Source organism: Streptomyces sp. NPDC050211 (assembly GCF_040656035.1).
GTDB lineage: Bacteria > Actinomycetota > Actinomycetes > Streptomycetales > Streptomycetaceae > Streptomyces.
This window is the reverse complement of the sequence record NZ_JBFALC010000001.1, coordinates 269,363-283,605: the sequence shown is the minus strand read 5'-3', so window position 1 is coordinate 283,605 and position 14,243 is coordinate 269,363. Positions and strand designations below refer to the sequence as shown.

The 14,243-nt window shown below is 70.3% G+C and carries 10 protein-coding genes; 8 read left to right on the top strand and 2 right to left on the bottom strand.

The window, feature by feature from the left end:
- Positions 1–10 precede the first annotated feature (10 nt).
- Both AB0I98_RS01225 and AB0I98_RS01220 read right to left on the bottom strand, forming a co-directional pair.
- Positions 11–2,251 carry an MMPL family transporter gene (locus tag AB0I98_RS01225; protein ID WP_362933420.1) on the bottom strand — a complete coding sequence of 747 codons (2,241 nt, stop codon included), beginning with the start codon at positions 2,249–2,251 and terminating at the stop codon, positions 11–13.
- 129 nt (positions 2,252–2,380) lie between these two features.
- Entirely contained in the window at positions 2,381–3,307 is a 927-nt protein-coding gene (locus AB0I98_RS01220) for a LysR family transcriptional regulator (RefSeq protein WP_362933416.1), read from the bottom strand.
- A 208-nt stretch (positions 3,308–3,515) separates the two neighbouring features.
- Between AB0I98_RS01220 and AB0I98_RS01215 the strand changes: the two genes are divergently transcribed.
- The 8 genes from AB0I98_RS01215 to AB0I98_RS01180 all read left to right on the top strand — a co-directional run bounded on the left by AB0I98_RS01215 (position 3,516) and on the right by AB0I98_RS01180 (position 14,092).
- Positions 3,516–4,670 carry a tartrate dehydrogenase gene (locus tag AB0I98_RS01215; RefSeq protein WP_362933413.1) on the top strand — a complete coding sequence of 385 codons (1,155 nt, stop codon included), beginning with the start codon at positions 3,516–3,518 and terminating at the stop codon, positions 4,668–4,670.
- A complete protein-coding gene (locus tag AB0I98_RS01210; RefSeq protein WP_362933410.1) occupies positions 4,667–6,346 on the top strand; it encodes a hydantoinase B/oxoprolinase family protein in 1,680 nt (559 codons plus the stop codon). The genes AB0I98_RS01215 and AB0I98_RS01210 overlap by 4 nt, the downstream gene beginning before the upstream one ends.
- Positions 6,343–8,415 (top strand): hydantoinase/oxoprolinase family protein, encoded by a 2,073-nt coding sequence (locus tag AB0I98_RS01205; RefSeq protein WP_362933407.1) that lies wholly within the window; start codon positions 6,343–6,345, stop codon positions 8,413–8,415. The genes AB0I98_RS01210 and AB0I98_RS01205 overlap by 4 nt, the downstream gene beginning before the upstream one ends.
- Before the next feature lie 67 nt (positions 8,416–8,482).
- Entirely contained in the window at positions 8,483–9,757 is a 1,275-nt protein-coding gene (locus AB0I98_RS01200) for an MFS transporter (protein WP_362933404.1), read from the top strand.
- A 61-nt stretch (positions 9,758–9,818) separates the two neighbouring features.
- Positions 9,819–10,805 (top strand): phosphoglycerate dehydrogenase, encoded by a 987-nt coding sequence (locus AB0I98_RS01195; RefSeq protein WP_362933401.1) that lies wholly within the window; start codon positions 9,819–9,821, stop codon positions 10,803–10,805.
- A 43-nt stretch (positions 10,806–10,848) separates the two neighbouring features.
- Positions 10,849–12,288 (top strand): acyclic terpene utilization AtuA family protein, encoded by a 1,440-nt coding sequence (locus AB0I98_RS01190; protein WP_362933398.1) that lies wholly within the window; start codon positions 10,849–10,851, stop codon positions 12,286–12,288.
- Positions 12,281–12,610 carry a DUF4387 domain-containing protein gene (locus AB0I98_RS01185; protein WP_328353742.1) on the top strand — a complete coding sequence of 110 codons (330 nt, stop codon included), beginning with the start codon at positions 12,281–12,283 and terminating at the stop codon, positions 12,608–12,610. Before AB0I98_RS01190 ends, AB0I98_RS01185 begins: the two co-directional genes overlap by 8 nt.
- Positions 12,611–12,637: 27 nt before the next feature.
- Positions 12,638–14,092 (top strand): DUF6351 family protein, encoded by a 1,455-nt coding sequence (locus tag AB0I98_RS01180; RefSeq protein WP_362933395.1) that lies wholly within the window; start codon positions 12,638–12,640, stop codon positions 14,090–14,092.
- Positions 14,093–14,243 lie beyond the last annotated feature (151 nt).

Here is a 14,243-nt window from a genome sequence, read left to right as displayed (position 1 = left end):
CATCGCGTTGTCACAGGCTTGCTGGGGTGGATTCCTTGACGGGGACGTGGGGAGCCGCCGGCTGGGGAGCGTGGAAGTTCCCGCCCTCTACGTCGAGATGGGGCAGTACGCGGTCAAGACGTCGCGGGAGCCACCAGGCCCGGTCACCGAGGAGCGCCAGGACCGCCGGCACGAGGGTCATACGGACCAGGAAGGCGTCGACCATGACTCCGAAGGCCAGGGCGAAGGCGATCGGCATGATGTCGGCGTCGCGGGAGAACAGGAAACTGACGAACACCGAGACCATGATGAGCGCGGCAGAAGTTACCACGCGGGCGGCGTCGCGGGCTCCGTTGAGGATGGCGGTGCGGGCGTCGCCGTGGCGGTTGTAGTCCTCCCGCATGGCGGAGACGAGGAACACCTCGTAGTCCATGGCCAGTCCGAAGAGCACGGACATCACGATGATGGGCACGAAGCTGGCCACCGGGCCCTGGCTGGGCACGCCCAGCGGGCCGGCCAGCCATCCCCACTGGAAGACCGCGACGGTGGCTCCGAGGGCGGCACCCACGGACAGCAGGAACCCGATGGTGGCCTTGATGGGGATGGCGATCGATCGGAACGCGATCATCAGCAGGAGCAGGGAGAGGCCGACGACGACGATCACGAAGGACACGAGTGCGCCGCTGAGTTTGTCGGAGACGTCGATGCTGACCGCGGTCATACCGGTGACGGCGACGTAAGAGCCGCTGGACTGCGCCAGTGGCTGCATCTGGGTGCGCAGCCGGGAGACGAGGTCGCTGGTCTCCTCGGACCGCGGGCCGGTCTCGGGGATGATCTGGATCCGGGCCGCCGTCTCGTCCTCGGCCATGTCGACACCGCTGACGTCCGCGATGCCGTCGACCCCGCGCAGCTCGTCCGCGACAGCGGTGGCCGTGGAGGTGACGGTGGCCGCATCGTCGTTCTCGACGAGCACGACGAGGGGGCCGTTGGCGCCGGGACCGAAGGCGTCACTGATCACGTCGTAGGCCTGGCGGCTGGAGCCGCTCGTGGCGGCGGAACCCTCGTCGGTGAGCGCCAGCTTCAGTTCCATGCCGGGAATGGCCAGGGCGATGAGCGCGGCGGTGCCCAGGATCAGGTTGCGTACGGGGTGGCGCAGGACGCCCTCGGTCCAGCGCACGCCCATGGTGGCGGTCCGGCCGCTGTGCGCCGCCTGCCCCGCGCCGCGCTTACGGCCCATGGGCAGGAACCGGCGGCGTCGGGTGGCGGTCCGGGGTGCCTTGGGCGTGAGCCTGTGACCGGCCATTCCCATCAGCGCGGGCAGCAAAGTCACCGCGGTGATGACGGCGACCGCGACCGCTCCGGCGGACGCCAGGCCCATGGAGGTCAGCATCGGCACACCGGCGACGGACAGACCGGAGAGCGCGATGAGGACCGTGGCTCCGGCGAAGATCACGGCGCTGCCCGCGGTGGCGGTGGCCGTGGCGACGGACTCCCGGACCGGCATGCCCGTGCCGAGCTGGGCGCGGTGCCGGGAGACGATGAACAGGGCGTAGTCGATACCGACGGCGAGACCCAGCATGATCGCCAGGGTGGGTGCGTTGTCGGAGACGTCGAACGCCGTGGCCAGACCGATCATCGCGGCCATCGTGCCGACGATCCCGAGCACCGCGGTGAGCAGAGGCAGACCCGCCGCGAGCAGCGACCCGAACGTGATCACCAGGATGACCAGGGCCACGCCCAGTCCGACCAGCTCACCGGGTCCCACGGGCGGATGCGAGGTCTCGTAGGGCTCACCGCCGTAGATGGTCCTCAGGCCGGCCTGCCGGGCCTCGTCCCCCGCGGCCTTCACCGCGTCCAACGTGCCTTCGGGCACGTCGTCGGCCTCCTTGGTGGTGAAGGTGACCTCAGCCACCGCGGTGCGGCCGTCCTCGGAGACGGTCCCGCTCTCGGACGGGTCACTGACCTCGCTCACCCCGGGGACCCGGCCCATGGCCTCCAGCGGCGTACGCAGATCCGCCTCGGTCACCTTGCGGCCGGCCGGTGCCTGGAACACGACCTGCGCCGACTGGACGTCCGGCTCGGGGAAGTGCCGTTCCATCTTGGTCAGTGCGGTCTGGGCCGGTGAGCCCGGAATGGAGCTGCTGTCCGTGAAGGAGCCGGCGACGGAGAGGCCGAGACCGACCACCGCACCGAGGGCGAGGAGCCACCCGATCAACATCCTTCGCCACCGCCGAGCACCCCACGCGCCCAGCCGGTACAAGAGCGTAGCCATCAATGATTCCCTCACTGTTCGGAAGACGACCCGCCACATCCTTCTGAGTGGACTTGACGACCGCCTCACGGGGAACCTGAGGGTTTTTTGACGGTTCGACTCCGGCACCGTCAGGTGCGTTCGACAGGCCTAGCCGGCGCCCCGCGCGGCTCCGGACTGGTCCTTCGCGTGTCCCAGCCGTAGCGGGAGCCGTGCGGCGAGGTAGTCGATGAGCGCGCTGACACGTCGCGGGACATGTCCGTCCTCCTCGAGGAGGGCGTAGATGTCGGCGGCCGGTGTCGACAGGTGCGGCAGGACCCGGACGAGTTCGCCACGGTCCAGATGCGGCCTGACGTGCCACTCCGAGCGCATGATCACGCCTCGGCCCTCCAGCGCCCAGCCGGTCACCACGTCGCCGTCATTGCTGGACAGGCTGCCGTGCACCCGTACATGCCGGGGACGGTCCGCGTCCCCGAAGCGCCACAGCGCGAAATCGCTCTCGTTCTCCCGCAGCACGATGCAGTTGTGGTGGGCCAGATCCTCGACGCCGGCCGGGGTGCCGTGCTCGGCGAGGTAGGACGGCGCCGCGCAGGGCACGCGCCGGTTCTTGGCCAGCCGCCGCATGCGCAGCGATGAGTCGGGCGGCAGGCCGACGTGGACGGCCACGTCGAACTCACGTTGGTGGGGCCGTAGCGGAAGCGCGGATGTCTGCATCCGGACGCGCAGTTCCGGATGGGCCGCGGCGAACTCGCCGAGCAGCGGCGCGATGTGGGCGCGTCCGAGACCGAGCGTGGCCTCGACGACCAGGGATCCGCGCACCCCCGCGGCCGTGTCGGTGATCGTGTCCTCCAGCTCTCGTACCTGGTCGAGGATCGCTTCCACGCGCGCCGCGTACAGCTCACCCTCCGAAGTCAGCACGAGTCGGCGGGCGCCGCGCTGGACGAGCCGGACATCCAGACGGCGCTCCAGCGCGCTGAGGCGTTTGCTGACGACGGGCAGCGAGCAACCGAGTTCTCGCGAGGCGGCCGTCAGCGTCTCGCTCGCCGCGACCACGTGGAAGAACTGAAGGTCGTCCACGACGGAACGGCTCTCGGACCAGGGGCGACCAGAGCGCCGGGGGCTTTCCACAGCGGAAAACGTACCTTGCCCGTTACGGCCTTGTAACGGGTGTCACCGCTGGCCAAGGTAGGACCCAGTCGCGCCGCGGGCCGGAACTCCTCCTCTCCTGGACAGAGTGTTCATCGCCGGACGAGCGCATCGATCACCTGGACTGGGGAGTGGATTCGTGCCGCAGAGCTATCGCATCGCAGCGATTCCGGGCGACGGGATCGGCCGCGAGGTGGTCCCGGAGGGCCTGAGGTGCCTGCGGGCCGCTGCCGAGGTGCACGGGTTCGCACTCGACGTCACCGAGTTCGACTTCGCCAGCGCCGACTACTGGCTGCGACACGGCACGATGCTGCCCGAGGACTGGCGGGACGTACTCGGCGCGTTCGACGCGATCTTCTTCGGCGCGGTCGGATGGCCGGAGGTGGTCCCGGACCATGTGTCGCTGTGGGGCAGCCTGCTCCAGCTGCGGCGGGGCTTCGACCAGTACGTCAATCTGCGTCCCGTCCGGCTGCTGCGCGGCGTACGCAGTCCGCTGCGCGGCCACCAGCCGGGCGACATCGACTTCTACGTGGTGCGGGAGAACACCGAGGGCGAGTACTCCAGCATCGGCGGCCGGATCTTCGAGGGCACCGATCGCGAGACGGTGGTCCAGGAGACGGTCATGACCCGCACCGGCGTCGACCGTGTCCTGCGCTATGCCTTCGAACTCGCCTCGTCCCGCCCGCGCAAGCACCTGACCTGGGCGACGAAGAGCAACGGGATCTCGATCTCCATGCCCTACTGGGACGAGCGCGCGACCGCGATGGCCGCCCGGTTCCCGGACGTGACCGCCGACAAGGACCACATCGACATCCTGACCGCGAAGTTCGTCCTCCAGCCCGACAGGTATGACGTGGTCGTCGCCAGCAACCTGTTCGGCGACATCCTCTCGGACCTCGGCCCGGCCTGCACCGGAACGATCGGCATCGCCCCCAGCGCCAACATCAACCCCGATCGCTCCTACCCCAGCCTCTTCGAGCCGGTGCACGGATCGGCGCCGGACATCGCCGGTCTTGGTGTCGCCAACCCCGTCGGCCAGATCTGGAGCGGCGCCATGATGCTCACCCACCTCGGCGAGCACGAGGCGGCCGCGCACGTCGTGGCCGCGATCGAGAGCGTCCTGGACGAGGAGCCCGGTGTGGTCACCCCCGACCTCGGTGGCACGGGGACCACGGTGGGGCTGGGGAAGGCCATCGCCGACCGGATCACCGCGGGGTCACTCGTCGGCCACGGCGGCGCGGCGGCAGGTGACTCGGCCGCAGGCGCGGTCGGAGAGGAGATCGCGGCGTCATGATCAGAGCTGTCTGCGACCCGGTCGGTCTCGAGGTGCGCTGGGACCGGCTCGCCGCCGCCACCGACGAGGCGGCCTCCACGATGCTGCGCACGGCCTTCTCCACGATCATCCGTGAGTCGAACGACTACACCGTGGTCCTGATGGACCGCGCGGGCCGCACGATGGCCGAGTCACGGGCGGGCATCCCCGCCTTCGCCGCCCTGATGAGTTCGCTGACCGCGCTGGTCCTCGAACGGTTCCCGGCGGACGAGTGGCAGGACGGCGACAGCGTCATCACGAACGACCCGTGGATCGCCACCGGGCACCTGCCCGACATCGCCATGATCTCCCCGGTCTTCCACCGAGGACGGCTCGTCGCCTTCTCGGGCACCGTGGCGCACTCACCGGACATCGGTGGCACACCCTCGATGAGCGCGACCGAGCTGATCTCCGAGGGCATCCTGATCCCTCCGCTGCGCCTGTTCCGGGCCGGACGGGCCGAGCAGGGGGTCAAGGACCTGCTGTTGGCGAACGTACGACTGGCGGACCAGGTGTGGGGCGACCTGGAGGCGCAGGCCGCGGCGCACGCCGTGTGCCGCCGACGCGCCCGGGAGTTCCTCACCGATTTCCGTGAGCCGGACTTCCAGGCGTTCGCGGCCCAGGTCCACGCGGTGACCGACGCCGCGATGCGGGCGGGCGTCCGCGACCTGCCCGACGGCGTCTACCGCGCCGCCCTGGACGCGGGCGGCGTCGACGGCCACCCCACGCACATCGAGTGCGCGGTGACCGTGCGCGGCGAGGAGGTCGGGATCGACTACACCGGCAGCTCCCCCCAAGTGCCCTTCGCGACGAACTCGACGCTGAACTACACCCGCGCCTACTCCATGTATCCGCTGAAGATCCTGCTGGACCCGTCCACACGGACCAACTGGGGTTCCTACCGGTCCATCCAGGTCACCGCCCCGGAGGGCACGATCGTCAACCCGAGGTTTCCCGCGCCCGTGGTGGCACGGCACCTCACCGGCCACCTCCTGTCCTGCGCGGTGTACCAGGCACTGGCCCCGGTGCTGCCGGACCGTGTCATCGCCGACAGCGGCGGCGCCCCCGCCCTGCGGGTCCGCTTCGCGGGCGCCGACGACTCCGGCCGGCCTTTCAGCCTCATGCTCTTCGCCAACGCGGGCATGGGCGCGGCCAAGGAGTCGGACGGGCTGTCCACCACCGCCTTCCCGACCAACTCGGGCGGCGGCAGCATCGAGGCCCTGGAGGCCGCGTCCCCGCTGCACTTCCTCCGCAAGGAGCTGCGTGCCGGATCGGGCGGACGGGGCCGACGCCGCGGGGGGCTGGGCCAGACCATCGAGGTCCGCAACCCGACGAGCCGACCGGTGCAGATGGTGCTGCTCGGAGACCGCGAGCGGCATCCGGCGCTCGGCCTGGCGGGCGGTGAACCGGGTGCCACCGCACAGGTCGTCCTGGACTCCGGCGAACGCGTCCCGCTGAAGTCGATCTCACAGCTGGCCCCCGGCGCGTCGGTGGTCATCTCCTTCGCGGGCGGCGGCGGGTTCGGCCGGGCCGAGGAGCGCGAGCCGGAACTCCTGATCGCCGACGAGATCGCCGCCTACACCGTCCCAGCCAGTCAGCAGGACCCGCTCACAGCCCGGACCGCGGGCGGGAGCGCACGTGAGGAGGTGGTCCGATGAGCCGCACGGTCCGGATCGGCGTCGATGTCGGCGGAACGTTCACCGATCTGCTGCTGCACGACCCCCGCCGGGGACTGACCTGGCCCGGCAAGCTGCCCACCACGCCCCACGCCCCCAACGAGGCCATCACCGCGGGGATCGCCCGCCTGCTGGAGGAGACGTCCACGGCCCCCGGCGACATCGCGGGCCTCGTGCACGGCACCACGCTGGTGACGAACACCCTGCTGGAACGCACCGGAGCGGTCGTCGGCCTGCTGACCACCAGCGGATTCAGCGACTCCCTCGAGATGGGACGGGAGACGAGGTTCGACACCACCGACCTGCTCGCCCGACCGGCCCAGCCGCTGGTACCACGCCACCTGCGCCGCGGGGTACCCGGGAGGATCGCCGCGGACGGCCGTGAACTCGAACCGCTCGACGATCGCGCAGTCCTCACGGCTGTGCGGGACTTGGCGGAGCAAGGCATCGAGGCCCTGGCCGTGGCGCTGATGCACTCCTACCGCAACGCCGGGCACGAGCACCGAGTCCGGGACCTGGTCGCCCGGGCCCACCCCGACCTCCCCGTCACGATCTCCAGCGCCGTGGCCCCGGTCATCGGTGAGTACGAGCGGGCCGGCACCGCCTGCCTGAACGCGTACGTGCAGCCTCTGATGTCGCGCTACCTCGACGACCTGCGGGACGACCTGACCGCCATGGGGATGGACGCGCCCCTGCGCATCATGCTCTCCGGCGGCGGCGTCACCACCCTGGAGGACGCCAAGCGTTTCCCCGTACGGCTGCTCGAGTCGGGCCCCGCGGCCGGTGCCATCGCCGCGGCCACCGTCGCCCGGGCGCTGGGGGAGGAGGACGTCGTCTCCTTCGACATGGGCGGCACGACGGCGAAGATCGCCGTCGTGCAGGGGGGCAGGCCTCGGCTCAAGCACGACTTCGAGGCGGGGCGGGTCGACAAGTTCAAGCCCGGCTCGGGGCTGCCGGTGCGCCTGACCGTCGTCGACATGATCGAGATCGGTTCGGGAGGCGGCTCGATCGCGGCACCCGACGCACTCGGGCTGCTCAAGGTGGGACCGCGCAGCGCCGGTTCGGTGCCCGGCCCCGTCGCCTACGGGCGTGGGGGCGAGCTGCCTACCGTGACGGACGCCGACCTGGTGCTCGGCCATCTCGACGCGGAGAGCTTCCTCGGCGGCGAGATGAGGCTGCGGACGCGCGAGGCCCACAAGGCGCTGACGCGTGAGGTGGCAGGCCCTCTGGGACTCGACACCACCGACGCCGCCGCCGGGATCGTCGAGGTCGTCACCGAAAGCATGGCCGCCGCCGCCCGCATGCACCTGTCCGAGCAGGGCAAGGACCCCGCCGACTTCGCCCTGCTGGCCTTCGGCGGAGCCGGGCCCGCCCACGCCTACGGACTGGCGAAGGCGCTGAAGATCCCCCGAGTGATCGTGCCGATGCGCGCCGGAGTCATGTCCGCCTGGGGGCTCCTGGCCGCCCCTCCGACGGTCGACGAGGTCCGCAGTCTGCCGTCGCCTCTCGCCGACGTCGACTGGGACCAGGTCGCCGCGCTGTACGGCGAGATGACGACCCGCGCCACCGAAACGCTCCAGCCGGCAGACCCGGAGCTGGTCCATGTCCGCCGCTCGGTCGACATGCGGCACCTCGGCCAGGGCTTCGAGATCGAGGTCGGCGTGTCCGAGCAGGACCTCGGCCCGGCCGGTCTCGGGCGCATCCGGACCGCCTTCGAGTCCACGTACCGCTCCGTGTTCGGTCGTTGCCTCGACGGGGCCGCTGAGGTCGTGAACTGGCGGCTCTCGATGCGGCTGCCCGGTCATGAGATGTCAACGGAGGGCGGCTCTGCACGAGGACGTGACGCGAGCCGCGGTGTCCGGCCGGTCCACTTCCCTGGCCACGGGCTGCTCGAGGCCACTGTCTGGAAGCGCCGCGCACTCACGCCGGGAACCGAACTGGAAGGTCCGGCGATCTTCGAGGAACGCGAATCCTCCTGTTCCTTCGGGCCGGACTGCCGGATCCGGATCACCGACGACCTGACCCTCGTGGCCGAGGTCGACCGGACCTGACACGCCCACACCGACACCCCAGCCAGTAGCTGCCCGACATGGTGGCGGCGCGAAGGGACGACCCCTCATGACGACGATGTCAGCAGGGCAGCGCACACGGACCCGGCGCATTACGTTCCTGGTCGCTCTCGCGGTCTTCGCGCAGGAGTCGACCTGGAACTTCTACGAATCCCAGGTTCCCCCGCTTCTGCGGGAGCACCTCGCCAGCGCGGCCGTCGTGGGCCTGCTGATGGGCATGGACAACCTGCTGGGCATCTTCATCCAGCCGTGGATCGGCAACCGGTCCGACCGGACGAGGACCTCCTGGGGACGACGGATGCCCTACCTGGTGGTCGGGATGCCGATCGCCGCCGCGCTGTTCATCCTCATCCCGCACAGCGCGGCGTCCCTGCCGCTCCTGATCGCGGTGATGTTCTCCTACGCGCTCGTCGCCAACACCTTCAAGCCGATCGCCGAGGCGCTCGTACCGGACTTCATCGCACCCGAGCGACGCAGCCGGGCCAACGCCGTGGTCAAGATCGCCTCCAGCATCACGGCCATCGTCGCCGCGCTCATCAGCATCTTCCTGATCGACAACCACCTGAGCCTCGCGTTCGCGATCCCCGCGATCATCATGCTGATCTCGATCGGGGTGCTCGCGGCCACCGTGCGCGACAGCCGGTCCCCGGCCTACCAGGCAGCGGTGGCCGAGAGCGATGTGAAGCACAGCGCCGAGCGCTCCGAGCCACGGGTCCGGGACACCTTCGTCGAGATCCTCAAGGACAGCGACCGCAGTCGGCTCCTGCTCCTGGTCGCGATCCTCCTCTTCGGCAGTGCGTGGGCCGCGTCCCGGTCGCTGATCACGCCGTACGGGATGGAAGCCCTCGACATGTCGAAGGGGGCCGCCGGCGGTCTCACCCTGCCCAGCGGTATCGCCTTCATCCTCGCGGCCTACCCGGCGGCCGTGCTCGCCGAGCGCTACGGACGGCTCCGGGTCATGGCCGTGGGCATGTCGGTCTTCGCCGGTGCCATGGTGCTGGGGACCCTCATCCAGACCCCGATGGGGGCCACCGTGGCGCTGTGCCTCGCGGCGGCCGGCGCCACCTGCTTCCTGGTCAACGCGGTGGTCGTCCTGTGGAACCTCGCACCCTCGGCGCGGGTCTTCGGGACCTACGCCGGTATGTACACCGTCGGCTGGGCCGGCGGGGGTTTCCTGGGGCCGGCGGTGGTCGGCGGGATGGTCGACATCACCGGCTGGCCCCTGATGCTCACCGACATCGCCATAGTCGCGACGCTGTCGATCATCGTCGTGGCCAGGATCAGCGTGCTGCAGCGGCGCACCGACCTGACGCTCGCCAAGTGACCAGCCCATCCACACGGCCCGGCGCGATCCCAGCGACGGGTGCCGCCAGAGACGAGGAACCGTGCCCCGCATCCTGATCACCACGGACTACCTGCGGCCCGGCGACGAGGTCGATCACTTTCTCCGGGCGCACGGCCACACGACGGTGCACGCCCCCCTGGTCGGCCGACGCCGTTCCGAGCAGCTCGTCGCCGCCCTCGACGGGATCGACGCGGCACTCGTCGGCCATGAGCCCCTGACCGCCCAGGTCCTCGCCGAGGCTCCCCGCCTGCGCGCCATCGTGCGCACCGGCGTCGGCTACGACTCGATCGACATCGTCGCCGCGGGACGGCTCGGCATCACGGTGAGCAACCTGCCGGGGATCAACGCGAACGCCGTGGCGGAGTACACCCTCGGCCTGCTGCTGGCGGCGGCGCGGCGACTGGTGGAGAGCGCGGTGGGCGTCGCGGCCGGCCGGTGGCCGAGGGAGGACGGTCACGAGTTGCGCGGGTCGACGCTCGGCCTGATCGGATACGGGGCGGCAGCGCGCGCCGTGGTGCCGCTGGCGCAGGCCTTCGGCATGGAGGTGCTCTGCACGACCGGTGTGCCCAAGGACGAGCGGTCGGATCCGTCGGTGCGGTTCGTCGCGCTCCCAGAGCTGCTGGCGGCATCCGACTACGTGTCGGTGCACACCGCGCTGACGGACCGCACCCGAGGTCTCCTGGACGCTGCCGCCTTCCGGCGGATGAAGTCGACGGCCGTGCTGGTCAACACCGCGCGGGGCGCCGTCGTCGACGAACGGGCCCTCGCCGACGCCGTGCGCGGTGGCGAGATCGCCGCGGCGGCCCTGGACGTGGTGAGCGAGGAGCCACTGCCGGCCGACAGCCCACTGCGGGACGTCGAGGGAATCGTCGTCTTCTCCCATCTCGCCGGCCAGACCGCCGAAGCCCGTGCCGCCGCCGGTCTTGAGGGGGCGGCCGAGGTGGTGGCCGCCCTCGCGGGCCGCCCCCGGTTCGCGGTGAACGCCCACCTGCTGCCCGACACCATCACTGCCCGGGTCGACGGGTGACACCCGCCCGCCACCTGCCGGGCAGCGACAAGGAACCCGCCACATGCCCGGCACCGACAAGGAAGAGGAACGGAAGAGGAACATGGAAAACGAACGGGTTGACCAGGTCAAGGTCCTGGCACCGACCGGCATGCTCGGAGCCGGCTTCCCCGAAGCCACGATCGAGCGCGGTCTGGCGCTCGGCGCCGACGTCATCTCCGTCGACGGGGGCAGCACCGACTCCGGTCCCCACTATCTCGGCGCGTCGCAGCCCAAGACCACCCGCGCGGCGGTCGCCCGTGACCTGCGCATGCTGCTCAAGGCCGCGGTAGGTGCCGGAATACCGCTGATCGTGGGCTCGTGCGGCACCAGCGGCACCGACTCCGGTGTCGACTGGGTCGCCGGTATCGTCGCCGACGTCCTGGCGGCCGAGGGCCTCGATCTTCGCGTGGCCCGCATCTACAGCGAGCAGAACGCCGACGCGCTCCTGGAGCGCCTGGACGAGGGCCGGATCCATGCCCTGCCTCCGCTGGGCGAACTGGAGCCGGAGACGCTGCGAAGCTGCACGCACATCGTGGGCGCGATGGGGCACGAGCCGATCGTCGCCGCGCTCGAGGCCGGTGCCCAGGTCGTGCTCGCCGGTCGCGCCACTGACACCGCCATCGCCGCCGCCTATCCGCTGATGAAGGGGATGCCGGCCGGGCCGACTTGGCACGCTGCCAAGATCATCGAATGCGGTGGGCAGTGCACCAGCGACCCGCGCGCGGGTGGGGTGCTGGCCACCGTCGACGCCGACGGCTTCACCATCGAGCCGCTCGATCCGACGGTCGCCTGCACACCGATCCTGGTCGCCGCCCACATGCTCTACGAGACGGTGAACCCGTTCGAGATGCGCGAGCCGGACGGCACCCTGGACGTCCGCGAGTCCGTCTACACCGCCCTGGACGACCGCACAGTGCGGGTCGAGGGTTCGCGGTTCCATGTCGCCGACCAGCACACCATCAAGCTCGAAGGCGCCCGGATCACCGGCTACGAGACGATGTCGTTCAGCGCGATCCGGGATCCGCACATCCTCGCGAACATCGACGACTGGGCCGAGCTCATGCGCACGATGATCAGGCAGCGGGTGGAGCAGACGATAGGCCTGAGCGAGGACAAGTACGCCTTCGACCTGCGCCTGTACGGCCACAACGCCGTTCTCGGGGATCTCGATCCGGCAGCGGGTTCGCCTCGCGAGGTGGGAGTCATGCTCCTCGTCAACGCGCCGGACCAGAGCACCGCCACCGCCGTCGCGAAGATCGCCAACCCCTTGATGCTTCACCTGCCGACGGTCGACATGGATTACCTGCCGAGCCTGGCGTTCGCCACCTCACCGGCCGAGGTCGAACGCGGTCCCGCCTACGAGTTCGTGCTCAACCACGTCGTCGACACCACCACCCCCACCGACATGTTCCGCACCGAGATGTTCCGCACCGAGACAGAGGAGACCTCCCTCCATGGCTGAGACCGCCCCCACCACCCTGGGCGACCTGGCGTACGAGGTCCGGTCCAAGAACGCCGGGCCCTTCTGGGTCACCATGGAACTGTTCATGCGTGACGCGGACGGCTATCGCATCGCCGCCGACGAGACGTTCCTCAACGAGGCCACGGTCGCCCGGCTCTACGGACTCGACGAGACCGACGTGCAGATGTTCCGCATCCCGTCCCTGAACGTCGTGAAGATCTCTTTCCCGCGTCCCGTCAGCCAGGCGTCGCTGCGCGACCGTGACGTCCACTCCGGTCAGCACCATGTGCCGCTGGCGGTTCTGCCCGTGCCCACCACCTGACACCGCCCCACCTGAAGGAGCAGTTCCTTGAACACACCTGCCGTGCCCGCGTCCGGTGCCCGTCCGCGGTCCCGCGGACGCCGTTCGGCAACGCTGACGGCACTGCTCGCGGCCGCGGCCGTGGGCACGCTCGGCACTGCGCCCGCCGCCCCGGCCGACACCGCGCAGCCCGCTGCCGCCACCTGTCCGGCCGGCCTGGAGGGGAAGGCCCGCTGCTACACCGGCCGGGACGCCAACGGCGCGTACTACACGATGGCTGTCCCGAAACACTGGAACGGCTCCCTCGTCGTCCACGCCCACGGCGGTCCTGACTTCTCCTACGACGAGTCCACCACCACCGAGGACCTGGAGCGCTGGGCGGTCATGGTCGACGAGGGCTATGCCTGGGTGGGCTCCTCCTACTGGCGCGGCGGCTACGGAGTCAGGATGGCCGCCGCCGACACGGAGAACATACGCCGCCTGTTCGTCCACCACTTCGGCCGCCCCGACCGCACCTACCTCCATGGTCAGTCCTGGGGCGGCAATGTCGCCGCCAAGGTCGCCGAGACCCACGGCGGGAAGGGCGGTACCTACGACGGTGTCCTGCTGACCAACGGCTTCCTGGCCGGTGGCTCGCGCGGCTACGACACGCGCGTGGACCTGCGGATGGTCTACCAGTACTACTGCCGCAACCTGCCCCGTCCCACCGAGCCGCAGTACCCGCTGTGGCAAGGGCTGCCCGCGGACTCCACGATGACACCCGACGACGTCCACGGCCGACTCCAGGAGTGCACCGGCATCGACTCCGACCCGGCGGACCGGACCCCGGAGCAGCAGCGTGACCTCGACGACATCCTGGCCGTCACCCGCATCCCGGAACACTCACTGGCCACGAACATGCAGTACGCGGCCTTCCTCGTCCAGGACATCGTGGCCAACCGGCTCGACGGCCGTAACCCGTTCAGCAACCGTGGGGTTCGCTACGACGGTTCGCGCGACGACAAGGCACTCAACACCGGCGTGGCGCGCTTCTCGGCCGACCCCACCGCACGCCGCGACCTCTCCTACGACAGCGACCTGACCGGACGGATCGCACTCCCGGTCCTCACGCTGCACGCGATCGACGACCCCCAGGTCTTCGTCGAGCACGAGGCGGCCTATCGCGCCACGGTCCAGGCCGCCGACCGAAGCAAGAACCTCGTCCAGACCTTTACGAGGGAGAGCGAGCACAGCACGCTCAGCAACGCCGAGTACGCCAACTCCCTGGCGGCTCTGGACACATGGGCGCGCACCGGCCGGAAGCCCACCCCCAGTTCGATCGCGCGTTCGTGCGGCGCGTTCGACACCACCTACGGAGGTGGCTGCTTCCACGATCCGGCGTTCCGCCCCGCGCCGTTCGCCACGAAGGTCCGTCCCCGGCCCGGCGGCCTCCGCTGGCCCGCCATGTCCGCCGCGCAGGAACACGTGTGGAGCCGCATCGCCGGCGTGGGCATCGCACCCTGAAGCCGCTCAGGTCACTGCTATAGCAAATTGCCCAGTTCGCCATTGTGGTGACGGAGGAGGTTCGCGACGCCCCCGGTGGCGCGCGCGTCGCGATGACCGATCAGCAGCCAGCGCAAGGAAATTCTGGCTGGTCATTGTCCGGTCGTGGTGG